Source organism: Streptomyces sp. NPDC002386, assembly GCF_053593175.1.
This window is the reverse complement of the sequence record NZ_JBSFBX010000006.1, coordinates 369,040-395,330: the sequence shown is the minus strand read 5'-3', so window position 1 is coordinate 395,330 and position 26,291 is coordinate 369,040. Positions and strand designations below refer to the sequence as shown.

Annotated in this window: 24 protein-coding genes; 12 read left to right on the top strand and 12 right to left on the bottom strand. The window is 71.0% G+C overall.

Going from position 1 to position 26,291, the window contains the following annotated elements; genetic code table 11:
* The first annotated feature begins 8 nt into the window (after positions 1-8).
* Positions 9-854, top strand: a complete 846-nt coding sequence (locus ACWCPN_RS15785) for a 5'-methylthioadenosine/S-adenosylhomocysteine nucleosidase family protein (RefSeq protein WP_451205998.1) — start codon at positions 9-11, stop codon at positions 852-854.
* Positions 855-951: 97 nt separating this feature from the next.
* Positions 952-1,659, top strand: a complete 708-nt coding sequence (locus tag ACWCPN_RS15780; RefSeq protein ID WP_451205995.1) for an XRE family transcriptional regulator — start codon at positions 952-954, stop codon at positions 1,657-1,659.
* Positions 1,660-1,673: 14 nt separating this feature from the next.
* On the opposite strand, the gene ACWCPN_RS15775 is transcribed toward ACWCPN_RS15780, so the two are convergent.
* Positions 1,674-2,699 (bottom strand): ATP-dependent 6-phosphofructokinase, encoded by a 1,026-nt coding sequence (locus tag ACWCPN_RS15775; RefSeq protein ID WP_451205992.1) that lies wholly within the window; start codon positions 2,697-2,699, stop codon positions 1,674-1,676.
* A gap of 222 nt (positions 2,700-2,921) precedes the next feature.
* Between ACWCPN_RS15775 and pta the strand changes: the two genes are divergently transcribed.
* The 3 genes from pta (at position 2,922) to pyk (ending at position 7,747) form a co-directional block, all read left to right on the top strand.
* Complete coding sequence (pta, locus tag ACWCPN_RS15770; RefSeq protein ID WP_451205989.1) at positions 2,922-5,012, top strand: phosphate acetyltransferase; 2,091 nt, start codon at positions 2,922-2,924, stop codon at positions 5,010-5,012.
* On the top strand, positions 5,009-6,220 hold the full coding sequence (locus tag ACWCPN_RS15765; protein ID WP_451205987.1) for an acetate kinase: 1,212 nt from the start codon (positions 5,009-5,011) through the stop codon (positions 6,218-6,220). The genes pta and ACWCPN_RS15765 overlap by 4 nt, the downstream gene beginning before the upstream one ends.
* A gap of 99 nt (positions 6,221-6,319) precedes the next feature.
* Complete coding sequence (gene pyk, locus ACWCPN_RS15760; protein ID WP_199212055.1) at positions 6,320-7,747, top strand: pyruvate kinase; 1,428 nt, start codon at positions 6,320-6,322, stop codon at positions 7,745-7,747.
* Positions 7,748-7,846: 99 nt separating this feature from the next.
* Here pyk and ACWCPN_RS15755 read toward each other — a convergent pair whose 3' ends face one another.
* The 4 genes from ACWCPN_RS15755 to ACWCPN_RS15740 form a co-directional block, all read right to left on the bottom strand.
* Positions 7,847-9,166 carry a hypothetical protein gene (locus ACWCPN_RS15755; protein WP_451205984.1) on the bottom strand — a complete coding sequence of 440 codons (1,320 nt, stop codon included), beginning with the start codon at positions 9,164-9,166 and terminating at the stop codon, positions 7,847-7,849.
* The gene (locus tag ACWCPN_RS15750) at positions 9,156-9,713 is read right to left on the bottom strand and encodes a DUF6114 domain-containing protein (protein WP_451205981.1); all 558 of its coding nucleotides are present in this window, start codon (positions 9,711-9,713) and stop codon (positions 9,156-9,158) included. The genes ACWCPN_RS15755 and ACWCPN_RS15750 overlap by 11 nt, the downstream gene beginning before the upstream one ends.
* A gap of 117 nt (positions 9,714-9,830) precedes the next feature.
* On the bottom strand, positions 9,831-10,484 hold the full coding sequence (locus tag ACWCPN_RS15745) for a DUF6230 family protein (RefSeq protein ID WP_365130587.1): 654 nt from the start codon (positions 10,482-10,484) through the stop codon (positions 9,831-9,833).
* Between the two features lie 622 nt (positions 10,485-11,106).
* Positions 11,107-12,078 carry a tetratricopeptide repeat protein gene (locus ACWCPN_RS15740; protein ID WP_451205978.1) on the bottom strand — a complete coding sequence of 324 codons (972 nt, stop codon included), beginning with the start codon at positions 12,076-12,078 and terminating at the stop codon, positions 11,107-11,109.
* Between the two features lie 209 nt (positions 12,079-12,287).
* On the opposite strand from ACWCPN_RS15740, the gene ACWCPN_RS15735 reads away from it, so the two are divergent.
* Positions 12,288-12,920 carry a TetR/AcrR family transcriptional regulator gene (locus tag ACWCPN_RS15735; RefSeq protein WP_199212050.1) on the top strand — a complete coding sequence of 211 codons (633 nt, stop codon included), beginning with the start codon at positions 12,288-12,290 and terminating at the stop codon, positions 12,918-12,920.
* A 58-nt stretch (positions 12,921-12,978) separates the two neighbouring features.
* Here ACWCPN_RS15735 and ACWCPN_RS15730 read toward each other — a convergent pair whose 3' ends face one another.
* The 5 genes from ACWCPN_RS15730 to ACWCPN_RS15710 form a co-directional block, all read right to left on the bottom strand.
* Complete coding sequence (locus tag ACWCPN_RS15730; RefSeq protein ID WP_392295851.1) at positions 12,979-14,679, bottom strand: acyl-CoA mutase large subunit family protein; 1,701 nt, start codon at positions 14,677-14,679, stop codon at positions 12,979-12,981.
* A 107-nt stretch (positions 14,680-14,786) separates the two neighbouring features.
* A complete protein-coding gene (locus ACWCPN_RS15725; RefSeq protein ID WP_451205973.1) occupies positions 14,787-15,125 on the bottom strand; it encodes a DUF3817 domain-containing protein in 339 nt (112 codons plus the stop codon).
* Positions 15,126-15,168: 43 nt separating this feature from the next.
* Positions 15,169-15,678, bottom strand: coding sequence for a MarR family winged helix-turn-helix transcriptional regulator (locus ACWCPN_RS15720; RefSeq protein WP_351672326.1), 510 nt, complete (start codon positions 15,676-15,678; stop codon positions 15,169-15,171).
* 84 nt (positions 15,679-15,762) lie between these two features.
* On the bottom strand, positions 15,763-16,056 hold the full coding sequence (locus tag ACWCPN_RS15715) for an MTH1187 family thiamine-binding protein (protein WP_143626819.1): 294 nt from the start codon (positions 16,054-16,056) through the stop codon (positions 15,763-15,765).
* Entirely contained in the window at positions 16,053-16,397 is a 345-nt protein-coding gene (locus ACWCPN_RS15710) for a DUF3817 domain-containing protein (protein ID WP_451205969.1), read from the bottom strand. The genes ACWCPN_RS15715 and ACWCPN_RS15710 overlap by 4 nt, the downstream gene beginning before the upstream one ends.
* Before the next feature lie 168 nt (positions 16,398-16,565).
* On the opposite strand from ACWCPN_RS15710, the gene ACWCPN_RS15705 reads away from it, so the two are divergent.
* The 4 genes from ACWCPN_RS15705 to ACWCPN_RS15690 all read left to right on the top strand — a co-directional run bounded on the left by ACWCPN_RS15705 (position 16,566) and on the right by ACWCPN_RS15690 (position 19,224).
* Positions 16,566-17,198 carry an AIM24 family protein gene (locus ACWCPN_RS15705; RefSeq protein ID WP_365120993.1) on the top strand — a complete coding sequence of 211 codons (633 nt, stop codon included), beginning with the start codon at positions 16,566-16,568 and terminating at the stop codon, positions 17,196-17,198.
* A 1-nt stretch (position 17,199) separates the two neighbouring features.
* Positions 17,200-17,850: an AIM24 family protein gene (locus ACWCPN_RS15700; protein WP_199212046.1), complete on the top strand. Its 651-nt coding sequence runs from the start codon at positions 17,200-17,202 to the stop codon at positions 17,848-17,850.
* Complete coding sequence (locus ACWCPN_RS15695) at positions 17,847-18,653, top strand: AIM24 family protein (protein ID WP_451205966.1); 807 nt, start codon at positions 17,847-17,849, stop codon at positions 18,651-18,653. Before ACWCPN_RS15700 ends, ACWCPN_RS15695 begins: the two co-directional genes overlap by 4 nt.
* A gap of 94 nt (positions 18,654-18,747) precedes the next feature.
* Positions 18,748-19,224 carry a MarR family winged helix-turn-helix transcriptional regulator gene (locus ACWCPN_RS15690; RefSeq protein ID WP_199212044.1) on the top strand — a complete coding sequence of 159 codons (477 nt, stop codon included), beginning with the start codon at positions 18,748-18,750 and terminating at the stop codon, positions 19,222-19,224.
* Between the two features lie 66 nt (positions 19,225-19,290).
* On the opposite strand, the gene meaB is transcribed toward ACWCPN_RS15690, so the two are convergent.
* On the bottom strand, positions 19,291-20,247 hold the full coding sequence (gene meaB / locus ACWCPN_RS15685; RefSeq protein WP_358936009.1) for a methylmalonyl Co-A mutase-associated GTPase MeaB: 957 nt from the start codon (positions 20,245-20,247) through the stop codon (positions 19,291-19,293).
* Positions 20,248-20,285: 38 nt separating this feature from the next.
* Positions 20,286-21,494, bottom strand: coding sequence for an acetyl-CoA C-acetyltransferase (locus tag ACWCPN_RS15680; RefSeq protein WP_365119642.1), 1,209 nt, complete (start codon positions 21,492-21,494; stop codon positions 20,286-20,288).
* A gap of 149 nt (positions 21,495-21,643) precedes the next feature.
* Between ACWCPN_RS15680 and mce the strand changes: the two genes are divergently transcribed.
* Together mce and scy are read left to right on the top strand one after the other, a co-directional pair.
* A complete protein-coding gene (gene mce, locus ACWCPN_RS15675) occupies positions 21,644-22,084 on the top strand; it encodes a methylmalonyl-CoA epimerase (RefSeq protein ID WP_199212042.1) in 441 nt (146 codons plus the stop codon).
* A 206-nt stretch (positions 22,085-22,290) separates the two neighbouring features.
* On the top strand, positions 22,291-26,172 hold the full coding sequence (gene scy / locus ACWCPN_RS15670) for a polarized growth protein Scy (protein ID WP_451205962.1): 3,882 nt from the start codon (positions 22,291-22,293) through the stop codon (positions 26,170-26,172).
* Positions 26,173-26,291 lie beyond the last annotated feature (119 nt).

Below are 26,291 nucleotides of genomic sequence, written 5' to 3'. Positions count from 1 at the left end.
TTAAGAGTGTGCCGCAGACGAAGCCCACGGTTCTGGTCCTGACCGCACTCCCGTCGGAGTACGCGGCGGTGCGACAGCACGTCGAGGAGCGCGAGGAGCTGGTGCACCGCCCCGGCGGGACCCGCGTCGAACGGGGCACGCTGCCCGGTACCGACTGGTGCGTCGCCCTCGCGGAGCTGGGTGTGGGCGCCGCCAACGCCGCGGCCCTGACGACTTCGCTCGTCGACCGGCTCGGCGCCGAGGCCGTGCTGTTCGTGGGGGTCGCGGGCGGTCTGAAGGCGGACATCGCGATCGGGGACGTCGTGGTCGGCACCCACGTCTACGAGATCCACGGCGGCAAGCAGACCCCCGAGGGCTTCCTGGTACGCCCCCGGGCCCTGCCCTGCTCCCACGCGCTGGAGCAGGCGGCCCGCGCGGCGGCACGCGATCTGCCCGGTCTGCGGGCCCACTTCATGCCCATCGCCACCGGGGCGGTCGTGCTGGCCGACGCCGGGTCCGGGCTCGCACGGCATCTGCGCGCCCACTACGACGACGCCGGCGCGATCGAGATGGAGGGCTGGGGAGCGGCCCACGCGGCCCATCTCAACGGCCAGGTGGACGCCCTCGTCATCCGGGGCATCAGCGACCACGCCGACGCGGCCAAGCACCGTGCGGACGCCCGGGGTTCACAGACGCTGGCCGCGGCGCAGGCCGCGCGGCTGGCGGTGGCGGTGCTGCGCGGACACCGGCCCCGCGGCCGGGCCCCGGCGGACTCGGAGGAGGGCCCTGGGGGAAGCCGCGGCGGCGACCACATCGACTTCCGCGGCGGCACCTTCCACGGCCCGGTCATCGGCAAGCAGGTGCGGGACCGCTGACCCATCCGAACGTCCGAAATCGGGAGCGTCCACAACCGGTGATCCTGGTCGAACCCACCGTAGTCACCCCGCCGGTCGCGGCTTTAGCTTGGGCCGGGTGCGCCCACCTCCGCCTTCACCCGATCCGGCCGGTCCCCCGTTCGACGCCCAGGCCGCCCGCAGGCTCCGGGCCGCCCTCGGCATGGGGCCCGAGCACGTCGCCCACGCGATGCGGGTCTCGTACGGGCTGCCGTACGTGACACCCGGCCTCGTCGTCGCCTGGGAGCGCGGTGCCGCGGCCCCCGGCGGGCCGGAACTCACCGCGCTCTCCGGGGTGTTGTGGTGCTCCCCGGGAGAACTCATGAGCCGTCCGAGGACCCTGCGGGAGCACCGCGTGGCCCGCGGCATCGCGCCCGAGGACGTCGCCCGCGCCGTCGGTGTGGAACTGCGCGGGTATCTGCGGATGGAGGAGAGCGGGCAGTGGCGCGGCGACGAGCGTCAGTCGGCCGCCCTCGCCCGGGTGCTGGCGCTGGCACCGCCCGACTTCGTGGCCGTCACGGGCCGGGAGGCGGGGCTCGCCGGCCTGCTGCGCGGCGCGGTGACGACCCGCTGGCAGGCCCAGGTGCGGCCGGTGACGAGGCTGGTGCCCCTGGACCAGGGTGTCGTGGAGGGGGTGCTGCGCGAGCTGCACCAGGACTACCAGGGGCGCATGGCCGCCACCCTCGGCTGGGGTGGCGGCGGCAGCGGAGCCGGGGATTCCGGCCGGGAGTTCCTCGACCGGATCGTCGGCCACTTCTGGGCGGCGGTGGAGTCCGGCAGCCCGTAGCGGACGCGCGGTTCCTAGAAGACCGACTCCGCCTCGTCCATGCGGTCCTTCGGGACCGTCTTCAGCTCGGTGACGGCCTCCGCGAGCGGCACCATCACGATGTCGGTGCCGCGCAGCGCGGTCATCCGGCCGAACTCGCCGCGGTGCGCGGCCTCGACGGCGTGCCAGCCGAAGCGGGTGGCGAGGACGCGGTCGTACGCGGTCGGGCTGCCGCCGCGCTGGACGTGGCCGAGGATGACCGGCTTTGCCTCCTTGCCGAGGCGGCGCTCCAGTTCGTAGGCCAGCGCCGTGCCGATGCCCTGGAAGCGCTCGTGGCCGTACTGGTCGATCTCGCCCTTGCCGTAGTCCATGCTGCCCTCGGCGGGGTGGGCGCCCTCGGCGACGCAGACGACCGCGAACTTCTTGCCGCGGGCGAAGCGTTCCTCGACCATCTTGACCAGGTCGGCCGGGTCGAAGGAGCGCTCCGGCAGGCAGATGCCGTGGGCGCCGGCGGCCATGCCGGACTCCAGGGCGATCCAGCCGGCGTGCCGGCCCATGACCTCGACGACCATCACGCGCTGGTGGGACTCGGCCGTGGTCTTCAGACGGTCCATGGCCTCCGTGGCCACGCCGACGGCGGTGTCGAAGCCGAAGGTGCGGTCGGTGGAGGAGATGTCGTTGTCGATGGTCTTCGGGACGCCGACGACCGGCAGACCGGCGTCGGAGAGCATGCGGGCCGCCGTCAGGGTGCCCTCGCCGCCGATCGGGATCAGCGCGTCGATGCCGAACTCCTCGACCATGTCGGTGGCCTTGTCGCAGGCCTCGCGCAGCCGGTCGCGCTCGAGCCGGGAGGAGCCGAGGATGGTGCCGCCGCGGGCCAGGATGCCGCTGACCGCGTCGAGGTCGAGGGCGCGGTAGTGCCGGTCGAGCAGACCCCGGTAGCCGTCCTCGAAGCCGATGACCTCGTCGCCGTACTGCGCCACCGCCCGGTGCACGACCGACCGGATCACGGCGTTCAGGCCGGGGCAGTCGCCGCCTGCGGTGAGAACTCCGATGCGCATCGTGCTGTGTCTCCTGCTCGCTGTCGGTACCTGTGAGCTTCTCCCGATTGTTTCACGTCCGCCGGTCGGGTGATGTCTTGACGGGCGCCTTAACCCTCACCGGGGGTATTGTCAAGAGGGTTCCGCTCGTCTGGGCGGGCGATTTTTGTGCCACGGACTGCGAGCAGCGGACGAGACCGGCGAGACGGCGAGACGTCGAGACATCAGGAACGGAGTGCACACGTGACGCGCAGCGTGTACGTGACCGGCATCGACCGCGGCGACGGCCGCCAGGTGGTGGAGCTGGGGGTCATGGAACTGCTGACCCGGCAGGTGGACCGGGTGGGCGTGTTCCGGCCCCTGGTCCACGACGGACCCGACCGGATGTTCGAGCTGCTGCGGACCCGGTACCGGCTCTCGCAGGACCCGGCCACCGTCTACGGCATGGACTACGTCGAGGCGTCCGCGCTCCAGGCCGAGCAGGGCACCGACGAACTGGTCTCCACCCTGGTCGACCGATTCCACCTGGTGGCCCGCGACTACGACGTCGTCCTCGTCCTCGGCACCGACTTCGCCGGCACCCAGCTCCCCGACGAACTCTCCCTGAACGCCCGCCTGGCCAACGAGTTCGGCGCGTCCGTGATCCCGGTGGTGGGCGGCCGCACACAGCCCGCCGACTCGGTGCGCGCGGAGATCCGCAACGCGTTCCGGGCGTACGACGGGCTCGGCTGCGACGTGCTGGCCATGGTCGCCAACCGGGTGGACCGCGAGGACCGCGACGAGATCGCCGGGCGACTGGCGGACCGGCTGCCGGTGCCCGTGTACGTGCTGCCGGACGAGCCCGCGCTGTCCGCGCCCACGGTCGCGCAGATCGCCCAGACCCTGGGCGCCCGGGTGCTGCTCGGCGACGACTCCGGGCTCGCCCGGGACGCCCTGGACTTCGTGTTCGGCGGCGCGATGCTGCCCAACCTCCTGACCGCGCTGACCCCGGGCTGCCTGGTGGTGACCCCGGGCGACCGGGCCGACCTGGTCGTCGGTTCGCTGGCCGCGCACAGCGCTGGTACCCCGCCGATAGCCGGTGTGCTGCTCACCCTGAACGAGGTGCCGCGCCAGGAGATCCTCACCCTGGCCGCCCGCCTCGCCCCCGGCACCCCGGTGATCTCCGTCGCCGGCAACAGCTTCCCCACCGCCGAGCGGCTCTTCTCCATGGAGGGGAAGATGACCGCGGCCACCCCGCGCAAGGCGGAGACCGCGCTCGGCCTGTTCGAGCGGTACGCCGACTCCGCGGACCTCGCGCGCCGCGTCTCGGCCCCGAGCAGCGACCGGGTGACCCCGATGATGTTCGAGCACAAGCTGCTGGAGCAGGCCCGCTCGGACCGGCGCCGGGTCGTCCTGCCGGAGGGTTCCGAGGAGCGGGTGCTGCACGCCGCCGAGGTGCTGCTGCGCCGGGGCGTGTGCGACCTGACCCTGCTCGGCCCGGCCGACGGGATCCGCAAGAAGGCGGCCGACCTGGGCATCGACCTCGGCGACAGTCAGGTGATCGACCCCGCCACCTCCGAGCTGCGCGACGCCTTCGCCGAGCGGTACGCCCAGTTGCGCGCCCACCGGGGTGTGACCGTGGAGCTGGCCTACGACGTCGTGTCGGACGTGAACTACTTCGGCACCCTGATGGTGCAGGAGGGCCTGGCCGACGGCATGGTGTCCGGCTCGGTGCACTCCACGGCCGCCACCATCCGGCCGGCGTTCGAGATCATCAAGACGCGGCCCGACTCCTCGATCGTCTCCTCCGTCTTCTTCATGTGCCTGGCCGACAAGGTGCTGGTCTACGGCGACTGCGCGGTCAACCCGGACCCGAACGCCGAGCAACTGGCGGACATCGCGATCCAGTCGGCGGTCACGGCCGCGCGGTTCGGGGTGGAGCCGCGGATCGCGATGCTGTCGTACTCCACGGGCACGTCCGGCTCGGGCGCCGACGTGGACAAGGTGCGCCAGGCCACCGAGCTGGCGCGCTCGCGGCGGCCGGACCTGAAGATCGAGGGGCCGATCCAGTACGACGCGGCCGTGGAACCCTCCGTGGCCGCCACCAAGCTGCCCGGCTCGGAGGTCGCCGGCCAGGCCACCGTGCTGATCTTCCCCGACCTCAACACCGGGAACAACACCTACAAGGCCGTGCAGCGCTCGGCCGGTGCCATCGCCGTCGGCCCGGTGCTGCAGGGCCTGCGCAAGCCGGTCAACGACCTGTCCCGGGGCGCGCTCGTCCAGGACATCGTCAACACCGTCGCCATCACGGCGATCCAGGCCCAGACCCCCAGCGACAAGGCGGCAGAGCAGTGACCTCCCCCACCCGAGTCCTCGTCCTCAACTCCGGCTCCTCGTCGGTGAAGTACCAGCTCCTGGACATGCGGGACAGCAGCCGGCTGGCGGTGGGGCTGGTCGAGCGGATCGGCGAGCAGACCTCGCGGCTGGAGCACACCTGTGTGCCGAGGGGCGAGACCCGGGAGCAGAACGGGCCGATCGCCGACCACGACGCGGCACTGAAGGCCGTCGCCGAGGAACTGGCCCGGGACGGCGTGGGCCTGGACTCGCCGGAGCTGGCCGCGATCGGGCACCGGGTGGTGCACGGCGGCATGTTCTTCACCGAGCCGACCGTGATCGACCAGGCGGTGCTCACCGAGATCGAGCGGCTGATCCCGGTCGCGCCGCTGCACAACCCGGCCAACCTGACCGGTATCCGCACCGCGACGGCGCTGCGCCCGGACCTGCCCCAGGTGGCCGTCTTCGACACGGCCTTCCACACGACGATGCCGGAGTCCGCGGCGCGCTACGCGATCGACCCGAGGATCGCGGACCGGCACCGCATCCGCCGTTACGGGTTCCACGGCACCTCGCACGCGTACGTCTCCCGACGGACGGCGCGGCTGCTGGGCAAGGACCCCTCGGAGGTGAACGTGATCGTGCTGCACCTCGGCAACGGCGCCTCGGCGTCCGCGGTAGAGAACGGGCGGTGCGTGGACACCTCGATGGGGATGACGCCTTTGGAGGGGCTGGTGATGGGTACGCGATCCGGAGATCTGGACCCGGCCGTCATCTTCCATTTGGCTCGTGTCGGCGGAATGTCCATGGACGAGATCGATGGTCTTCTCAACAAGAGGAGCGGCCTGTTCGGGCTGTGCGGGGACAATGACATGCGGGAGATCCGCCGCCGGATCGACGAGGGCGACGAAGAGGCCGCCCTCGCCTTCGACATTTACATTCACCGGCTCAAGAAGTACATCGGCGCCTATTTCGCGGTGCTCGGCCGGGTGGACGCGGTCGCGTTCACGGCCGGGGTCGGCGAGAACGCCGCGCCGGTGCGCGAGGCGGCGATCGCCGGCCTGGAGCCCCTGGGCCTGGCGGTCGACGGCGGGCTGAACGCGGTGCGCGGCGGTGGGCCCCGTCTGATCTCGCCCGCGTCCGCCCGGGTGGCGGTCGCGGTGGTGCCGACCGACGAGGAACTGGAGATCGCGACACAGACCTACGAACTGGTCGGAAAGAAGCACTGAGCAATACACCGGAGTAACACGCCTGAGCGCATGTCCGCCCATTTGTATCTTCCGCCAGACGGAATATTCCGCAGCGAAACAAACCGATAGGATCGCCCCATGCGCCGTTCGAAAATCGTCTGTACTCTCGGCCCCGCGGTCGACTCCCACGAGATGCTCGTCGCCATGATCGAGGCGGGTATGAATGTGGCCCGCTTCAACTTCAGCCACGGCTCCCAGGCCGAGCACCAGGCGCGGTACGACCGCGTCCGGGCCGCGTCCAAGGAGACCGGCCGGGCCATCGGTGTCCTCGCCGACCTGCAGGGCCCGAAGATCCGCCTGGAGACCTTCGCCGAGGGCCCGGTCGAACTCGAGCGGGGTGACGAGTTCGTCATCACCACCGAGGACGTCCCGGGCGACAAGCAGATCTGCGGGACGACCTACAAGGGCCTGCCGGGCGACGTCTCGGACGGCGACCAGATCCTGATCAACGACGGCAACGTCGAGCTGAAGGTCCTGGACGTCGAGGGCCCCCGGGTGCGGACGGTCGTCATCGAGGGCGGCGTCGTCTCCGACCACAAGGGCATCAACCTGCCCGGCACGGCCGTCAACGTGCCCGCGCTGTCCGAGAAGGACGTGGAGGACCTCCGCTTCGCCCTCCGCATGGGCTGCGACATGGTCGCCCTGTCCTTCGTCCGGGACGCCAAGGACGTCAACGACGTGCACCGGGTGATGGACGAGGAGGGCCGCAGGGTCCCGGTGATCGCCAAGGTGGAGAAGCCGCAGGCGGTCGAGAACATGACGGACGTCGTGATGGCGTTCGACGGTGTGATGGTGGCCCGTGGCGACCTGGCGGTCGAGTACCCGCTCGAGAAGGTCCCGATGGTGCAGAAGCGCCTGATCGAGCTGTGCCGGCGCAACGCCAAGCCGGTGATCGTGGCGACCCAGATGATGGAGTCGATGATCACCAACTCCCGCCCGACCCGCGCCGAGGCCTCCGACGTGGCCAACGCGATCCTGGACGGCGCGGACGCGGTCATGCTGTCGGCGGAGTCCTCGGTGGGCGCCTACCCGGTCGAGACCGTCAGGACGATGTCGAAGATCGTCAGCGCCGCCGAGGAGGAGCTGCTCGCCAAGGGCCTGCAGCCCCTCGTCCCCGGCAAGAAGCCGCGCACGCAGGGCGGTTCGGTCGCCCGTGCCGCCGCCGAGATCGCCGACTTCCTCGGCGGCAAGGGCCTGATCGCCTTCACCAAGTCCGGTGACACCGCCCGCCGTCTGTCCCGCTACCGCGCGGCCCAGCCGATCCTGGCCTTCACCACCGACGAGGGCACCCGCAACCAGCTCACGCTGAGCTGGGGTGTGGAGTCGCACATCGTCCCGTTCGTCAACAGCACCGACGAGATGGTCGACATGGTGGACCAGGAGCTGGCCAAGCTGGCCCGCTTCAACCCCGGTGACACGATGATCATCACCGCCGGCTCGCCCCCCGGCGTCCCCGGCACCACCAACATGGTCCGGGTGCACCACCTGGGCAGCCAGGGCGACTGACCGGCCCGCCGCGGACCCCGGCACGCACTGAGGGCGCCCCCTGTGACAGGGGGCGCCCTCAGCTCTGTGCGCGGCTCCCGAACGGGTTTGTGCGCGGGCTCAGTCGGTGCTGTACACGTGCATGCCGGGCACGTGCAGGTTGCCGCCGAACTGGGCCGCCTGGACCACGTGGACCTTGGTGAAGTAGATCAGCGGGATGTTCAGCGGCGGCGGGCTGTCCGGGCTGAACGTGACCGGGATCAGGCCCAGCAGGTTGCCGGAGATGCTCTCGGTGTACATCACCGTGTCACCGCCGGTGATGGTGGACGTGGTGCCCTTGCCCGCCTGCACGTGGTACGTCTTGCCGGCCTGCTTGTCCTTCACCGTCTGGTGCAGGTCGCCGATGTCCGTGCCGCCCGAGATGACGTACTTCAGCACCTTCTTGGTGGTGCCGTTGGCGGTCTTGACCTCGACGACGCCCTTGTAGTCGGCGCCCTTCAGCGTCAGCGAGCTGGCGTCCAGGTACCAGGGGTCGTCGGCCACCGGCACCTTGTTGTCGACCCCGCCCTCGGCGTCGGTGGCGGCCGGACAGTCGTCGGGGGACGTCGTGGAGCTCGCGGACGGGCTGGGCGTGGCCGACTCGGCCGCGTCCTTGACCGCCTGCGTGGTGTCCTCGGCCGTCTTGGAGACCTTGCCGGTGGTGTCCTTGACGGTGTCGGTGGTGTCCTTGACGGTGTCCGTGACGGTCTTGGTGGTCTTCTCGACCGTGTCCTTGACCGTGCCGGTCGTACTGTCCTCGGCGGTGGAACCGGACGACGGCGACGCGGACGGCTCCGGGCTCGCGGACGTGCCGGAGTCCGTCTTGCCGCCGGTGAGGATGTCGCCGAGCGTGTCGCCGAGGGTGCCCAGCACTCCTCCGCTGCTCTTGCTCGCCGACGGCGACGGCGTCGCCGTGTCGCCACCGGAGCCGGAACCGGAGCCCGAACCCGGGTCGGAGGAACCGGACGTGGCCGTGGGCGCGGGCGTGGCCTTCTCGTCGGAACCTGAATCCGACGAGGAGGTCTTGCCCGAGTCCTGCTTGTCCGTGGCCCCGGTGGACGCCGTGGGGGTCGGCGTCGCCGTGTCCGTGGACTCGCTCGCGGACGGCGAGGGCGAGTCCGAGGCCTTCCCGGAGTCCTTGAGCGCGTCTACGCAGTCCTTGTACTCCGCGGCCTTCTGGCTGTTCGACGTCGTCCCGCCGTTGTTGTCGGCGAGGGCGAGCGTCGATGTGAAGCCCATGCCCACGATGACGGCGGTGGGCATCGCCACGGAGGCGATCGCCTTGCCGGCGGGCATGTGGAACCTGGTGAACAGCGGCCGCCTGGGTGCCGCGTGGCGGGGACCGGTTCTCGCACGGGACCCGTCCACATCGGCCCCGTGGGTCACCTCGTCAGCCGGCACTGTGCCTCCCGTTCGCCCCGTTGGCCGGGCTCGTTCCTGACAGGTCGTTCGACTCGCTCACGGTGCCCGCACCCGGACCCTTGTCCAGCCAGGCCCCGGAAGCGGCTGCCTGCCCCGCGCCGGTCTCCTCCGCGCTCTCCGGCCCGGCCGGGACGCCCGGTGCCCACGACACGGCCATCGCACCGCCGACGAGGGCGAGCAGGAAGCCGACGATGAAGCCGCCGAAGTTGGACACGGGCAGGGACACCAGCCCGAGCAGGATCGCGGCGACGCCCGCGAAGGTCCGTACGTGCTTCTGGAACCAGAGGCTGACGCCGAGTACGACGAGCAACACGCCGATGATCAGCGACCCGGCTCCCGCGGTCGTCGACATCGCCAGGGTCAGATGACCGACCTGGAGATGCGCGTACGGGAAGTACATGATCGGAAAGCCGCTGAGCAAGACGAGGAGGCCGGCCCAGAACGGCCGGGTGCCCCGCCAGGCGCGGAACTGCAGCCTCCGGTGGGTGAACTGACCGGGGTCGGCGGCAGGAGTCTCGGCGCTCATGGAAAACAGCTCCCTGGTGCGGCGTTGCTGTGGTGGTGATGTGTGCCGCCTGTGAAAACGCGGCCGGAGTGTGGACGGGCGGGGGCGCCATCGGCTCCCCCGCCCGTCAGTGAGTGCCTAGTAGCACTCGATCCCTGCGCCACTGCCCTTGTGCAGCGACATGTGCAGACCACTGAGCTTGAAGGTTCCGGCGGTGGTCGCCCACGCCGTCTGCTTCACGTCGGTCAGGTCCGCCGAGTCCGCCTGCTGGGCGAAGCCGAACGGGTTGGCCTGCTCGCCGTTGCCCTTCATGCCCGGACCCTTGCTGGCGTCCTTGGCGGCAACACCGATGTCGATGTTGTGGAAGACGGCGTCGGTCTGCAGGTCCTCGACGTCGATGTACAGACGGTCGGCCTGGACCTGCTTGTCCTTGTCGGAGCTGTCGCCCGCCTCGAGGCGGAGCGTCACGTCACCGATGACCGGGAGGTCCGGGGTGACGACCGACTGACACATCTTCTGGATGGTGGCGGACTTGAAGGCCGAGACCGCGACCGGGTGAAGCGCCTTCTGCCCGGTCATGGTGTAGCCCTGGTCGAGCGCACCGTACTGGGCGAAGCCCTCACCGTGGAGGGACTTCGCCGTCACCTTGAACGACTGCCCCGAAACGCTGAACGAAGCAGCGAGAGCACCCTGCGCGAGGGCGACACCTATCGCTGCCGTGGCGGCGACGCTGGGCACCATGACCACAGCGAACCGCTTCCATCTGGTCCCGCCACGCACCTGGGACTCCATATTTCCTCCTTCTCGGACGTACATCTCCTGGCCCGACTCGCCCCAATCGGCGGCTCAGCCAGGCAGGGATGGGAGAAGTGCTACGTCCTCGGAAAGGAGAGCGCCCGTACTCATCAGGCACGAACCGCGCCCGAACCACCGGCGATCACCCCCGAGCGACAACCACTGGTCGCGCCTGACACGCATCACGCACAACCTTCTGGACAGGCTTCGCCGTGCGGCGAAGACCCCCCTGCCCTAGAGCCGGCGCCACTGCCGCCGGCTCTGCTCGGTGGGGACCCAGAGTCTCCCTCGACCCGACCGGCTGCCGGGGGTGCGGGAATGGACCGAGCGTCGCCGATCGTGGTGCATTCTCGGCCCGGACACAAGGGGGTTCGTTACTGGCTAGTAACGGCCGGATAACCGAACAACGACCCAGCGGTCTCGAAGGGCGACGCTGGGTGTCAGTCAGGGGCAGAGCAAAGCCGTTGATCCTTGGACGAAACCAGACAGATCAACGGCGGGGATTTACTCCGAGTAACAGCGGCCGCAATTGCCAAGTTTTGGCAAAGTGCGGCCGCCCTGACGCCTCGTAGGCAAATTTTTCACTCCGGCATCACATGCCGTGGTGTTTAGCGACTGGTCAGAACAGAGCCCGGGCGAGGGCCCGTCGGGCCCCGACCACACGGGGGTCCTCCGGCCCCACGACCTCGAACAGCTCCAGCAGCCGGCGCCGTACCGCGTCCCGGTCGTCACCCACCGTGCGCCGCACGGTGTCGATCAGCCGCCCGAAGGCGTCGTCGACATGACCGCCCACCAGGTCCAGGTCGGCGGCCGCGATCTGCGCGTCCACGTCGCCCGGCTTCCCGGCGGCCTCCTCACGCACCCGCTGCGGGTCCATGCCCTGCACCCGCTGCAGCAACTCCGCCTGCCCGAGGCCCAGTTTGGCCTCCATGTTGCCCGGGTCGTCGCTCAGTACGTTCCGGTACGCCTGGACGGCCCCGTCCAGGTCCCCCGCGTCCAGCGCCTGTACGGCGGCCTCGAGGAGGGCGTCGTGCGGTCCGGCCGGCACCTCCTGCGGCGCGGCGCCGCCCGGCTCGGCGTCCGGGTCGACGGTCAGGCCGGTCAGCCCGAAGCGCTGCTCGGCGACCTGCACGAGCTGGTCCAGGGTCTCCCGGATCTGCTGCTCGCCTGCCGCGCCCTGGAAGAGGGGCAGGGCCTGCCCCGCGACGACGGCGAAGACGGCCGGAATCCCCTGGACCCCGAACTGCTGCATCAGCATCTGGTTGGCGTCGACGTCGATCTTGGCGAGCACGACGCGCCCGTTGTACTCGACGGCCAGTCGCTCCAGGACCGGGCTCAGCTGCTTGCAGGGCTGACACCACTCGGCCCAGAAGTCGATGACGACCGGTACTTCGGCGGACCGTTGCAGGACGTCCCGCTCGAATCCCGCCTCATCGACGTCGATGACGAGGTCGGCCGGTGATACGGCCCCCGCGCCGCCCTGCCGGGCGGCTTCGGCGCGCGTCTGCTCGGCCTTGGCCTTGGCCTCCTGGGCCGCCTTCACCGCGGCGAGGTCGACGACGCCGCTCATGGACATGTTCCGTGGCTGCATGCGTCTATCCTCCCCCGTCTCGGCGCGTGAAGAAAAAAAGCGATGTGGCTGGCGCCGGGTCCCCACCCCACGCCGGTGGTCGTCGCCCGTGTACGTCCGCACGAGCTTTCGCTACGACCCGTAGCGTAATGCCACGCGGGGGCGCCGCGACACCACTCCCCGGTGATCTCCCTCACGACCGCACGTATTCCGCCGGTTATGGTCGACGCATGCAGAGCCGCCACCCCGCCAGCCGTACCGGACGTCCGCGCAGCGCCGCCGCGGACGCCGCGATCCTGGCCGCCACTCGGGACGCTCTGGTGGAACTCGGCTGGTCAGGGCTGACCCTGAGCGACGTGGCCACGCGGGCCGGGGTCGCGAAGACGACGCTCTACCGCCGCTGGGCGGGCAAGCACGAACTGGTGGTGGACGCGGTCGCGGAGCTGTTCGACGAGCTCGAACTGCCCGACCGCGGCAGTCTGGCCGCCGACATCGAGGGCGTGGTGCTCCAGTTCGCGGCGATCCTGGCCCGTCCGGAGGCCAGAAGTGGCCTGATGGCGGTGGTCGCGGAGGCGACCCGCGACGACGCCCTGCGCGAGCGGATCCGCGCCTCGATCGTGGACCGGCAGATGCGCCTGGTCCTGGAGGGCCGTGCCCGGGCCCAGCGCCGCGGCGAACTCCCGCCGGAACCGGACCCGGCGGAGTCGTCCCGCACGGTGGACCTGATCTTCGACATGGTGGCGGGCGCGGTGGTCCACCGCACCCTGGTGAGCGGCAAGCCGGCCGACGAGGCCTGGGTGCGCAGCTTCACCCGGGTACTGCTCCTCGGCCTGACCGCCCAGCCGGGCGGCGGGGCGGCCTAGACCGGGGTCCAGGGAGCGCCTGCCGCCCCCTGGACACGCCCGTGACGGGCAACGGTGCCTAGAAGCCCGCCGGTTCCGTGTAGACCCCCCACTCGTCCCGCAGCACCCCGCAGATCTCGCCCAGGGTCGCCTCGGCCCGTACGGCGTCGAGCATCGGCTCGATCATGTTCGCCCCGGACCGGGCGGCGCCCAGCATGCCGTCGAGGGCGGCGCGCACCGCGGCCTCGTCCCGCGCCGTCCTCCGCTCGCCCAGGACGCGGACCTGCTCCCGCTCCACCTCGTGGCTGACCCGCAGGATCTCCAGGTCCCCGGTCACCGACCCGGTGGCGACGTTGACGCCCACGACCCGCTTCTCGCCCTTCTCCAGGGACCGCTGGTAGCGGAAGGCGGACTCGGCGATCTCGCCGGTGAACCAGCCGTCCTCGATCCCGCGCAGGATCCCGGACGTGACCGGACCGATGGGGTGCTGCCCGTCCGGGTGCGCCCTGAGCCCCCGCTCCTTGATCTGCTCGAAGATCTTCTCCGCGTCCGCCTCGATCCGGTCCGTGAGCTGCTCGATGTACCAGGAACCGCCCAGCGGGTCGGCCACGTTGGCGACGCCGGTCTCCTCCATCAGCACCTGCTGGGTGCGCAGCGCGATCTCGGCGGCCTGCTCGCTGGGCAGCGCCAGCGTCTCGTCCAGCGCATTGGTGTGCAGCGAGTTGGTGCCGCCGAGCACGGCGGCCAGCGCCTCCACGGCCGTGCGCACCACGTTGTTGTACGGCTGCTGGGCGGTCAGGGAGACGCCCGCGGTCTGGGTGTGGAAGCGCAGCCACTGCGCCTTCTCGCTCTTCGCGCCGTACACGTCGCGCATCCAGCGGGCCCAGATCCGGCGGGCCGCGCGGAACTTGGCGATCTCCTCGAAGAAGTCGACGTGCGCGTCGAAGAAGAAGGAGAGGCCGGGCGCGAAGACGTCCACGTCGAGTCCGCGGCTCAGGCCCAGCTCGACGTAGCCGAAGCCGTCCGCCAGCGTGTACGCCAGCTCCTGCGCGGCCGTGGCCCCCGCCTCGCGGATGTGGTAGCCGGAGACGGACAGCGGCTTGTACGCGGGGATGCCGGCCGCGCAGTACTCCATCAGGTCGCCGATCAGCCGCAGATGGGGCTCCGGCTGGAAGAGCCACTCCTTCTGGGCGATGTACTCCTTGAAGATGTCGGTCTGCAGCGTGCCGTTGAGGACCGAGGGCGCCACGCCCTGCCGCTCGGCGGCGACCAGGTACATGCAGAAGACGGGCACCGCGGGCCCGCTGATCGTCATGGAGGTGGTCACGTCGCCGAGCGGGATGTCCTTGAACAGGACCTCCATGTCGGCGGCCGAGTCGATGGCGACGCCGCAGTGCCCGACCTCACCGAGCGAGCGCGGGTCGTCGGAGTCGCGCCCCATGAGCGTCGGCATGTCGAAGGCCACGGACAGACCGCCGCCGCCCGCGGCGAGGATCATCTTGTACCGCTCGTTGGTCTGCTCGGCGTTGCCGAACCCGGCGAACTGGCGGATCGTCCAGGTGCGGCCGCGGTAGCCGGTCGGGTGGAGCCCGCGCGTGAAGGGGTACTCCCCGGGCCACCCGATCCGCTCGAATCCCTCGTACGCGTCCCCCGGCCGGGGTCCGTACACCGGCTCCACGGAGTCGCCGGAGAGCGTGGTGAAGTCTGCGTCGCGCTTGCGCGCGGCGTCGTAGCGGGCCTGCCAGCGCCGGCGGCCTTCCTCGATGGCGTGAGCGTCCATACCCTCGAATTTACTTGGACGTCCTAGTAAATGTCGATGCCAACTGGGTCACGACCGCGCGAACGCCGCCGTACGGGTGACGTACGACGGCGCTGCGAGACGTTCGGTCAGGCCTTGGCGACGGCCGGGGCACGGTCGGCGACCTTGCCCTCGAGCTCGCGGCTGATCCTGCGCTCCACGAAGAAGGCGGCCGTCGGGATCGTGCCCGCGAGCAGCACCCAGAGCTGCTTGCCGACCGGCCACTTCGCCTTGGAGCCCAGGTCGAAGGCGAAGACCAGGTAGACGACGTACAGCCAGCCGTGCGCGATGGCGACGACCCGGGTGACGTCGGCGGCACTGTCCATGTCCAGCCCGTACTTCGCGATCATGCTCAGGCACAGCAGGACCAGCAGCACACCGGTGACGTAGGCCAGGACGCGGTAGCGGGTCAGCACGCTCTTCTTCATGCCGACGAGCGTAACCGCCCGTTCCGGGAGATCTTGCCCCGGGTCACCCCTCGTCGAAGTCGTGTGCCGCGATCCGCAGCGGGCGCAGCATGGCGAAGATCTCCGCGCACTCCTCGGCGTCGTAGGCCCCGAGGCCGAAGTCCATCGCCATCAGGTCGCGGGTGGCCGCGTCGACCACCTCGCGGCCCTTGCCGGTGATGACGGCGAGCGTGCCGCGGCCGTCGTTGGGGTTGGGCCGCTTGGCCACCAGACCGGACCTGACCAGCCGGTCCACGGTGTTCGTCACCGACGTGGGGTGCACCATGAGCCGCTCGCCGATCTTGGACATCGGCAGCTCGCCGGCCTTGGAGAAGGTGAGCAGCACCAGCGCCTCGTAGCGCGCGAAGGTCAGCCCGTACGGCTTGACCACCGCGTCGACCTCGGCCAGCAGGATCTGCTGCGCCCGCATGATCGAGGTGATCGCGGCCATCGCGGGCACGTTTCCCCAGCGCTGCTTCCAGAGCTCGTCGGCGCGTGCGATGGGGTCGAAGGGGAGACTGAGAGGCTTGGGCACGTCAGCAGACCCTACCGGCCGGTCATATGCCGCTCAGCCCTGTCTCGGTCTTCGGTCACCCGGGAGGCGCGGACGCGGCACGGATCAGCCCGCGAGGTGCCGTTCCACGGTCTCGACCTTGGCGGTCAGGCCGTCGGTCACGCCGGGCCGGATGTCCGCCTTGAGGACGAGCGAGACACGCGGCGCCCGCGCCTCCACCGCGGCGACGGCCCGCCGGACGACGTCCATGACCTCGTCCCACTCCCCCTCGACCGAGGTGAACATGGCGTCGGTGCGGTTGGGCAGCCCCGACTCGCGGACCACGCGGACGGCGTCGGCGACGTACTCCCCCACGTCCTCACCGACACCCAGGGGCGTCACGGAGAAGGCGACGATCATGCGTTCACGACCCCTTCCTTGCGGGCGCGGGCGGCGATGACGGCGCTCTCGGCCTCGCGGCGCAGCCTGCGCTCGGCGAAGAAGCCGCCGGTGGGCAGGACGGAGAGGACGAAGTAGAGGGCGGCGGTGCCGAAGCCCCACTTGGCGCGGTTCCAGGCGTCCGCCCAGAAGAGCACGTACAGGACGAACAGCACGCCGTGGATAGCGCCCATCACGGGCACCGCGTTGAAGTCCGTGGTCCGCTTCAGCACCGAGCAGAGGAGCAGGACGAGGAAGGACACGGCCTCCGGGGCGGAGACCAGGCGGAGACGGCGGAGGGCGGAGGCGGTCTTGATGTCCACGGATCACCTTCGGTGGAAGTTGCGACGACGGGCCGGCTGCTTTGTGAACACACGCACAAGCCGACCCCATTCTGGCAAACCGCACCCCTGGGGGTGCGCTCAGGGTCGTTCTCCACCCACGGGCCCTGTTCCCTCCACCCGCCTCGCCGCTACTTTCCCTGCGTGGCGATGTTCCGACTTCAGGGAAGCAAGGTGCTCGCCGTCGACATGACCGGGGACGCCGTCAAGGCGAAGAACGGCTCGATGGTCGCGTACGACGGGCAGATGACCTTCAAGAAGCTGAGCGGCGGCGGCGAGGGGCTGCGCGGGATGGTGACCCGGCGGCTCACCGGCGAGCAGATGACGGTGATGGAGGTGAGGGGGCAGGGGACCTGCTGGTTCGCGGACCGGGCCGCGGAGATCAACCTGGTCGGCCTGCGGGGGGACAGACTCCACGTCGAGTCGAGCAACCTGCTGGCGACCGACGGGGGGCTGCGCACGGGCACGACGTTCACCGGGCTGCGCGGCGCCTCGCAGGGCAACGGTCTGTTCACGACGACCGTCGAGGGCCACGGGCAGGCGGCCATCACGTCCGACGGGCCGGCGGTGGTGCTCCGGGTCAGCCCGCAGTACCCGCTGATCGTCGACCCGGGCGCCTACATCGCCCATCAGGGCGACGTGCGGCAGACCTTCCAGTCCGGTGTGACGTTCCGCACCCTCTTCGGGGAGGGCGGCGGCGAGGCCTTCCAGATCCGCTTCGAGGGCGACGGTCTGGTGTACGTCCAGCCGAGCGAGCGCAACACGATCGCGGGGGACCTGTGAGATGACCTTCCGGGAGATCAACAACAAGATGGTCGAGGCGACCGTGCTGCCCGGGCAGCGGCTGTTCAGCCAGCGCGGCGCGATGCTCGCCTACCGGGGGGAGGTGTCCTTCACCCCCAACCTGCAGGGCGGCCAGGGCGGGCTGATGTCCATGATCGGGCGCCGGGTGGCTGGTGAGGCGGCCCCGCTGATGTCCGTCGAGGGCAGCGGGACGGTGTTCTTCGGGCACGGCGGCCACCACGTCCACGTCATCGCTCTCACCGGCGACACCCTCTACGTAGAGGCCGACCGGCTGCTCGCCTTCGAGGGCACGCTCCGGCAGGGCACGATGTTCATGGGTTCCCAGGGCGGGGTGATGGGGCTGGTGCGCGGCCAGGTCACCGGGCAGGGCCTGTTCACCACCACCCTCCAGGGGCAGGGCTCGGTGGCCGTGATGGCGCACGGCGGGGTCTTCGAGATCCCGATCACCCCGCAGCGCCCGGTGCACGTGGACCCGCAGGCCTACGTCGCCCACCACGGCGACGTGCGCAACAAGCTGTCCACCGCGCTCGGCTGGCGGGACATGGTGGGCCGCGGCTCCGGGGAGGCGTTCCAGCTCGAGCTGAGCGGCAGCGGCACGGTGTACGTCCAGGCCTCGGAGGAGAAGCTGTGAGCGCGTACGGATCCCCCGGCGGCCCCGTGGTGCACGACCCGGTGACCCTGCCCGCCGACGACAACGTGAACAAGTACACCTTCTGCGTCGAGCTCAAGGGCGGGGAGTGGTTCCTGCAGAAGGGGAAGATGATCGCCTACTACGGGGCGATCGAGTTCAACGGCATCGGGCACGGGCGACTCGACCGACTTGTCCGTACGTCGTTCCATTCGCCACTGCACGCGAGCGACTGGGTCGTGGCGGCCGGCTCGGGGAAGATGCTGCTGGCCGACCGGGCCTTCGACGTCAACTCCTATGACCTGGACGACGGGAACTTGACCATTCGCGCGGGCAATCTGCTCGCTTTTCAGCCAAGTCTCGCGCTCAAGCAGTCGATCGTGCCAGGTTTTCTGACACTCATCGGAACCGGAAAGTTCGTCGCCGCATCTAACGGTCCGGTGGTGTTCCTGGAACCGCCGATCCGGGTGGATCCCCAGGCGCTGGTCGGGTGGGCCGACTGCCCGTCACCGTGTCATCACTACGACCACGGGTATCTGACAGGTGTCATGGGCGGTCTACGTGCGATGACGGGGTTGGGCGGCGCTTCCGGCGAGGAGCACCAGTTCGAGTTCGTCGGCGCCGGGACGGTCCTCCTCCAGTCGAGTGAGACGCTGATGGCGGAGCAGTCGACAGGGGCGGTTCCGCCCGAACCGGGGGTCCCCGGCGGTGGCGGAGCGGCACCGGGTGGACACGGTCCGCAATCGTCGGGCACACCGCGCCTTCCCGGACAGCTCGGGGACCTCCAACGTCGCTTCGGGCTGTGAGCGGTAGTCTGCGGAGTGTGACGGCTCGAACGCGTGCGCACCGTCACACCATCCGAAGTAGTTCGTCATTCAACTTCTTAGGTAGACTTCATTCATGGAGACCGAGACGGCCACGCGCTGGCTGACCGATGCGGAGCAGTGCGCCTGGCGCACCCACCTGGAGGTCAACAGGCTGTTGACGTACCAGCTCGAAAAGGATCTGCAGCCGTTCGGCCTGACGATGAACGACTACGAGATTCTCGTGAACCTGTCCGAGTCGGACGACGTGCGGATGCGCATGAGCGACCTGGCGTCCGCCACGCTGCAGTCGAAGAGCCGGCTCTCGCACCAGATCACGCGGATGGAGAACGCGAACCTGGTCCGGCGCGAGAACTGCGAGTCCGACCGGCGGGGCCTGTACGCCGTGCTGACGGAGCACGGCATGGAGACGATGCGGAAGGTCGCGCCCCACCACGTGGCGTCGGTGCGCAGGCACTTCATAGACCTGCTGTCGCCCGATGCGCTGACCGAACTGGACAAGGCGCTCAAGCCGATCGCCGAGCACCTGAGAGGGCATCGGGGGCGTCCCTGACAGCGGCCGCCCATCGGGGCGCGGGCGCGGCCCGCGCCCCGGGGGCCGCGCCCGGGCACCCGGCGGTCAGCCCTCCGTCAGCCCCGCCACCAGCTCGTCCGCCGCGCGGTAGGGGTCCAGGCCGCCCGCCACGATGCGCTCGGCGAGAGCGCTGAGCCTGCGGTCACCGTGGAGGTCGCCGATCCGCTCGCGCAGGGCCGTGACCGCGATGGTCTCCACCTCGCGGGCCGCGCGGGCCCGGCGGCGCTCGGCCAGCACGCCGTGCTCCTCCATCCAGGCCCGGTGCTTCTCCAGGGCCTCCACCACCTCGTCCACGCCCTCGGCACGGGCCGCGACCGTCTTGACGATGGGCGGGCGCCAGTCACCGGGGCCGCGGGCCTCGCCCAGGCCCAGCATGTGGTTCAGCTCGCGGGCCGTGGCGTCGGCGCCGTCACGGTCGGCCTTGTTGACGACGTAGACGTCGCCGATCTCCAGGATTCCGGCCTTCGCCGCCTGGATGCCGTCGCCCATGCCCGGGGCCAGCAGCACCACGGACGTGTCCGCCTGGGAGGCGATCTCCACCTCGGACTGGCCGACGCCGACCGTCTCCACCAGGATCACGTCGCAGCCCGCCGCGTCCAGCACGCGGATCGCCTGGGGCGCCGCCCAGGCCAGACCGCCCAGGTGGCCCCGGGTGGCCATCGAGCGGATGTAGACGCCGGGGTCGGAGGCGTGGTCCGACATGCGGACGCGGTCACCCAGCAGGGCGCCCCCGGAGAAGGGCGACGACGGGTCGACGGCCAGGACCCCGACCCGCCTGCCCTGCTTGCGGTACGCCGTGACGAGGGCGGAGGTGGAGGTCGACTTGCCGACGCCGGGCGAGCCGGTCAGGCCCACCACGTAGGCGTTGCCGGTCAGCGGGGCGAGCGCCGCCATGACCTCCCTGAGTTGCGGGGACGCCCCCTCCACCAAGGAGATCAGCCGGGCCACGGCCCGCGGCCGGCCTTCCCTGGCCTGGGCCACCAGAGAGGAGACGTCCTGCATCAAACAGCTCCGTTCACTTCACCGACACGACTTCGGACTCAGGCCTTCGGTACCCGCACGATCAGGGCGTCACCCTGACCGCCGCCGCCGCACAGCGCGGCCGCGCCGACGCCGCCGCCCCGGCGCTTGAGCTCCAGCGCCAAGTGCAGCACGAGCCGGGCGCCGGACATGCCGATCGGGTGACCCAGCGCGATGGCGCCGCCGTTGACGTTCACCTTTTCCGTGGAAACGCCGAGGTCCTTCATTGACTGGACCGCGACCGCCGCGAAGGCCTCGTTGATCTCGATGAGGTCGAGGTCGGAGACCTCCAGGCCGTCCTTCTTCAGGGCGTGCTGGATGGCGTTGGACGGCTGGGACTGCAGGGAGTTGTCCGGGCCGGCCACGTTGCCGTGCGCGCCGATCTCGGCGAGCCACTCCAGGCCCAGCTCCTGCGCCTTGGCCTTGCTCATCACGACCACGGCGGCCGCGCCGTCCGAGATCTGCGAGGAGGACCCGGCGGTGATCGTGCCGTCCTTCGCGAACGCGGGCCGCAGCTTGCCGAGCGACTCCGCGGTGGTGTCGCCGCGGATGCCCTCGTCCTTGCTGAAGAGGACCGGCTCGCCCTTGCGCTGCGGGATCTCGACCGGGGTGATCTCGGCCTCGAAGATGCCGTTCTTCTGCGCGGCGGCGGCCCGCTGGTGCGACAGGGCGGCGATCTCGTCCTGCTCCGGGCGCTTGATGCCGAGGCGCGTGTTGTGCTTCTCCGTCGACTCGCCCATGGCGATGTTCTCGAAGGAGTCGGTCAGGCCGTCGTGGGCCATGGCGTCGAGCAGCTCGACGGCACCGTACTTGTAGCCCTCACGGGACTTCGGCAGCAGGTGCGGGGCGTTGGTCATGGACTCCTGGCCGCCGGCCACCACGATGTCGAACTCGCCGGCGCGGATCAGCTGGTCGGCCAGCGCGATCGCGTCCAGACCCGAGAGACACACCTTGTTGATGGTCAGCGCCGGGACGTTCATGGGAATGCCGGCCTTGACCGCGGCCTGGCGGGCCGGGATCTGACCCGCCCCGGCCTGCAGCACCTGACCCATGATCACGTACTGCACCTGGTCGCCACCGATCCCCGCACGGTCGAGGGCGGCCTTGATCGCGAAGCCGCCGAGGTCGGCTCCCGAGAAGGACTTCAGCGAGCCGAGCAGCCGCCCCATGGGCGTACGCGCGCCCGCGACGATCACCGAGCTGGTCGTACCGGGTGTTCCAGAAGACATGAGCTGCGATCCCCTTACCGGCCTGCACAGCCGAGGAGTGAACGAGGGTTTACTTCGAATGTACTGAGCGGCACTCCGTGCCGTCATCGGCCCGTCGGTGTGATCGCGCGCACGTTGCGTAACCACGGCGGTGGCGCTGCACTGAATCCATGCTGACGCGAATCGACCACATCGGGATCGCCTGCCACGACCTCGACGCCACCGTCGAGTTCTACCGGGCCACGTACGGCTTCGAGGTGTTCCACACCGAGGTCAACGAGGAACAGGGCGTGCGCGAGGCCATGCTCAAGATCAACGAGACGTCCGACGGCGGCGCCTCCTACCTCCAGCTCCTGGAACCGACCCGCGAGGACTCCGCGGTCGGCAAGTGGCTGGCCAAGAACGGCGAGGGCGTCCACCACATCGCCTTCGGTACGGCGGACGTCGACGCGGACGCCGACTCCATCCGGGGCAAGGGCGTACGCGTTCTGTACGACGAGCCACGACGCGGCTCCATGGGGTCGCGGATCACCTTCCTGCACCCGAAGGATTGCCACGGTGTCCTGACAGAACTGGTCACTTCGGCCCCAGTTGAGTCACCTGAGCACTGACCCTCGTACATATGGGCCGGTAGGGTTGGGGGCGGTCGTCCTCAGAACCGGGACGACCGCATGCCGGGGTCCGGGTTTCGGGGGACGAGCGTCGGGGCAGCAGCCCGTGCTCCGCCGTTGATCTGACACCATTCCCCGGGGGCTCCGTCCGGCGGATGGGCGGTGCTCGTTGGAGAAGCTCACCAGGGGACGGATGGGACCGCGCAGTGCGGGGCTACGAGAGCCAGGAGCGAGAGCCGGCGGCTGACGTCGACCACCTCTCTCGGTTCGAGGCCGAGATGAAGCGGCTGAGGACCGAGCGGGAAAAGGCGATTCAGCACGCCGAGGACCTCGGCTACCAGGTCGAGGTGCTGCGCGCCAAGCTGCACGAGGCGCGCCGCACCCTGATGACCCGGCCCGCCTATGACGGCGGTGACATCGGCTATCAGGCCGAGCAGTTGCTCCGCAATGCCCAGATGCAGGCCGACCAGCTGCGCCAGGACGCCGAGCGGGAGCTGAGCCAGGCCCGCGCGCAGACCCAGCGCATCCTGCAGGAGCACGCCGAGCAGGCCGCGCGGCTCCAGACCGAGCTGCACCAGGAGGCGGTCACCCGCCGCCAGCAGCTCGACCAGGAGCTGGCCGAGCGGCGGCAGACCGTCGAGTCGCACGTCAACGAGAACGTGGCGTGGGCGGAGCAGCTTCGCGCCCGCACCGAGTCGCAGGCCCGCCGGCTGCTGGAAGAGTCCCGTGCCGAGGCCGAGCAGGCCATGGCCGCCGCCCGCGCGGAGGCCGAGCGGCTGACCCGGGAGGCCCGCGAGCGGCTGCAGAGCGACGCGGAGGCCGCGCGCGCCGAGGCCGAGCAGCTGCTGCGCCGTGCCCGCACCGACGCCGAGCGGCTGCTGAACGCCGCCTCCACGCAGGCGCAGGAGGCCACCGACCACGCCGAGCAGCTGCGCACCTCCACCGCCAACGAGTCGGACGCCGCCCGCCGGCAGTCCACCGAGCTGAGCCGGGCCGCCGAGCAGCGCATGGCGGAGGCCGAGGAGGCGCTGCGCAAGGCGCAGTCCGAGTCCGAGAAGCTGCTCACGGAGGCCAAGGAGGCGGCCGCCAAGGCGCTGGCCGGCGCCGAGGCCGCCAACGAGACCCGCACCCGTACCGCCAAGGAGCAGGTCGCCCGGCTGGTCGAGGAGGCCACCAAGGAGGCCGAGAACACCAGGTCCGAGGCCGAGCAGCTGGTCGCGGACGCGCGCGCCGAGGCCGAGAAGATCGTCGCCGAGGCCGGTGAGAAGGCCCGCAGCGTCACCGCCGAGGAGACGGCGACCCAGCTGTCGAAGGCGGCCCGGACCGCCGAGGACGTCCTCGACAAGGCGTCGGAGGACGCCAAGAAGACCATCAAGGCCGCGGCCGAGGAGGCCGAGCGGGTCCGCCGGGAGGCCGAGGCCGAGGCGGACCGGCTGCGCTCCGAGGCGCACGACATCGCCGAGCAGCTCAAGGGCGCGGCGAAGGACGACACCAAGGAGTACCGCGCCAAGACGGTCGAGCTGCAGGAGGAGGCGCGCCGGCTGCGCGGCGAGGCCGAGCAGCTGCGCGCCGACGCGGTCGCGGAGGGCGAGTCCATCCGCGCCGAGGCCCGCCGGGAGGCCGTGGCCCAGATCGAGGAGGCGGCCAGGTCCGCCGAGGAGCTGCTCGCCAAGGCCCGGGCGGACGCCGACGAGCTGCGCCAGAAGGCGACCTCGGACAGCGAGAAGGTGCGCACCGAGGCCATCGAGCGGGCCACCACGCTGCGCCGGCAGGCCGAGGAGACACTGGAGCGCACCCGCAAGGAGGCCGAGCGGCACCGCGCGGAGGTCGTCGAGCAGTCCGACGCGCTGAAGGCGGACGCCGAACGGGCCGCGCGCGAACTGCGCGAGGAGACCGAGCGGGCGGTCGAGGCGCGGCGCGCCGAGGCCGCCGAGGAGCTGACCCGGCTGCAGACCGAGGCCCAGGAGCGGCTGGCGTCGGCCGAACAGGCCCTCGGCGAGGCCCGTGAGGAGGCCGCCCGGATCCGCCGGGAGGCCGCCGAGGAGGGCGAGCGGCTGCGCACGGAGGCCGCCGAGCGGATCCGTACGCTCCAGCAGCAGGCCGAGGACGAGGCCGAACGGCTGCGCACCGAGGCCGCCTCGGACGCGTCCGCCTCGCGCGCCGAGGGCGAGGCCGTCGCCGTGCGGCTGCGCACGGAGGCCGCGACCGAGGCCGAACGGCTGAAGGTGGAGGCCCAGGAGACCGCCGACCGGGTCCGCGCGGAGGCGCAGGCCGCCGCCGAGCGGCTCGGCACCGAGGCGTCCGAGACGCTGGCCGCGGCCCAGGAGGAGGCGGCCCGCCGCCGCCGCGAGGCCGAGGAGCTGCTCGGTGCCGCGCGGTCCGAGGCCGACCAGGAGCGCGAGCGGGCCCGCGAGCAGAGCGAGGAGCTGCTGGCCTCGGCCCGCAAGCGGGTGGAGGACGCGCAGACCGAGGCGACCCGGCTGGTCGAGGAGGCCGACCGGCGCGCCACCGAGATGGTGTCCGCCGCCGAGCAGCACGCCCAGCAGGTACGGGACTCCGTCGCCGGGCTGCACGAGCAGGCGCAGGCGGAGATCACCGGGCTGCGTTCGGCCGCCGAGCACGCGGCCGACCGTACGAAGCGGGAGGCGCAGGAGGAGGCGGACCGGGTCCGCTCCGACGCCTACGCCGAGCGGGAGCGGGCCGGCGAGGACGCCTCGCGGCTGCGGCGCGAGGCGCACGAGGAGGCGGAGGCCGCCAAGGCGCTCGCCGAGCGCACGGTCGCGGAGGCGATCGCGGAGTCCGACCGGCTGCGCACCGAATCGTCCGCGCACGCCCAGCGGGTGCGCACCGAGGCGTCGGACGCGCTCGCCGAGGCCGACCAGGCCGCCTCCCGCACCCGGGCGGACGCCCGGGAGGACGCCAACCGCATCCGTTCGGACGCGGCGGCCCAGGTGGACACGCTCATCACGGAGGCCACCGCCGAGGCGGAGCGGCTGCAGACCGAGACGGCCGCCGAGGCCGAGCGGGTGCGGGCCGAGGCGGTCACGGAGGCGGACCGGGTCCGCGCCGAGGCCGTCGCGAACGCCGAGCAGCTCGTCGGGGACGCCACCGGCGAGGCCGAACGGCTGCGTGCCGAGGCCGCCGAGACGGTGGGTTCGGCGCAGGCGCACGCGGAGCGGCTGCGGGCCGAGGCCGAGCGGCTGCGGGCGGACGCCGAGGCCGAGGCCGAGCGGCTGACCGGGTCCGCGCGCGAGGAGGCCGAGCGCACCCTGGACGCGGCCCGCAAGGACGCCAACAAGCGGCGGTCGGAGGCGGCCGAGCAGGTCGACACGCTCATCACGGAGACCACGGCCGAGGCGGACAAGCTGCTCACCGAGGCCCAGCAGCAGGCGCTGAAGACCACCGCGGACGCGGAGTCGCAGGCCGACACGATGGTGGGCGCGGCCCGCAGCGAGGCCGACCGGATCGTGTCCGAGGCGACCGTCGAGGGCAACTCCCGGGTGGAGAAGGCCCGCACGGACGCGGACGAGCTGCTGGTCGGCGCCCGCCGGGACGCGACCGCGATCCGCGAGCGCGCGGAGGAGCTGCGCGAACGCATCACCGCCGAGATCGAGGAGCTGCACGAGCGGGCCCGCCGGGAGGCCGCCGAGACGATGAAGTCGACCGGCGACCGCTGCGACGCGCTGATCAAGGCCGCCGAGGAGCAGCTCGCCGAGGCGCAGTCGAAGGCCAAGGAACTGGTGTCGGAGGCCAACTCCGAGGCCGGCAAGGTCCGCATCGCCGCCGTCAAGAAGGCGGAGGGGCTGCTCAAGGAGGCCGAGCAGAAGAAGGCCACGCTGGTCAGGGAGGCCGAGGAGCTCAAGGCCGAGGCGGTCCGCGAGGCGCGGCGCACGGTCGAGGAGGGCAAGCGGGAGCTGGAGCTGCTGGTGCGCCGCCGCGAGGACATCAACACCGAGATCTCCCGGGTCCAGGACGTCCTGGAGGCGCTGGAGTCCTTCGAGACGCCGGCGGCCGGCAAGGACAACGGGGTCAAGGCGGGAGCGACGGTGGGTTCCCCCCGTTCGGGTGGCAAGTCGTCGGAGAGCTAGCGAACGGGAAGGCTTGAGGTGTCTTCTGGGTGCTTTGCCCAGGTCTTTGGCAAGCCGTCATGTGATCAGCCACCCGAAAGAGGTGTCATTCTCCAGATCAAACACGTATCCGCTCGATG

Bases quoted from the DNA above. Each gene is read 5' to 3' on its own strand.
- ACWCPN_RS15740 (WP_451205978.1), bottom strand. From the start codon at position 12,078: ATGCAGCCACGGAACATGTCCATGAGCGGCGTCGTCGACCTCGCCGCG.
- ACWCPN_RS15680 (WP_365119642.1), bottom strand. From the start codon at position 21,494: ATGTCTTCTGGAACACCCGGTACGACCAGCTCGGTGATCGTCGCGGGC.
- ACWCPN_RS15750 (WP_451205981.1), bottom strand. From the start codon at position 9,713: ATGAGCGCCGAGACTCCTGCCGCCGACCCCGGTCAGTTCACCCACCGG.
- ACWCPN_RS15730 (WP_392295851.1), bottom strand. From the start codon at position 14,679: ATGGACGCTCACGCCATCGAGGAAGGCCGCCGGCGCTGGCAGGCCCGC.
- meaB (WP_358936009.1), bottom strand. From the start codon at position 20,247: ATGCAGGACGTCTCCTCTCTGGTGGCCCAGGCCAGGGAAGGCCGGCCG.
- ACWCPN_RS15690 (WP_199212044.1), top strand. From the start codon at position 18,748: ATGGAGACCGAGACGGCCACGCGCTGGCTGACCGATGCGGAGCAGTGC.
- ACWCPN_RS15725 (WP_451205973.1), bottom strand. From the start codon at position 15,125: ATGAAGAAGAGCGTGCTGACCCGCTACCGCGTCCTGGCCTACGTCACC.
- ACWCPN_RS15715 (WP_143626819.1), bottom strand. From the start codon at position 16,056: ATGATCGTCGCCTTCTCCGTGACGCCCCTGGGTGTCGGTGAGGACGTG.
- ACWCPN_RS15705 (WP_365120993.1), top strand. From the start codon at position 16,566: ATGTTCCGACTTCAGGGAAGCAAGGTGCTCGCCGTCGACATGACCGGG.
- ACWCPN_RS15700 (WP_199212046.1), top strand. From the start codon at position 17,200: ATGACCTTCCGGGAGATCAACAACAAGATGGTCGAGGCGACCGTGCTG.
- ACWCPN_RS15775 (WP_451205992.1), bottom strand. From the start codon at position 2,699: ATGCGCATCGGAGTTCTCACCGCAGGCGGCGACTGCCCCGGCCTGAAC.
- ACWCPN_RS15745 (WP_365130587.1), bottom strand. From the start codon at position 10,484: ATGGAGTCCCAGGTGCGTGGCGGGACCAGATGGAAGCGGTTCGCTGTG.
- pyk (WP_199212055.1), top strand. From the start codon at position 6,320: ATGCGCCGTTCGAAAATCGTCTGTACTCTCGGCCCCGCGGTCGACTCC.
- mce (WP_199212042.1), top strand. From the start codon at position 21,644: ATGCTGACGCGAATCGACCACATCGGGATCGCCTGCCACGACCTCGAC.
- ACWCPN_RS15735 (WP_199212050.1), top strand. From the start codon at position 12,288: ATGCAGAGCCGCCACCCCGCCAGCCGTACCGGACGTCCGCGCAGCGCC.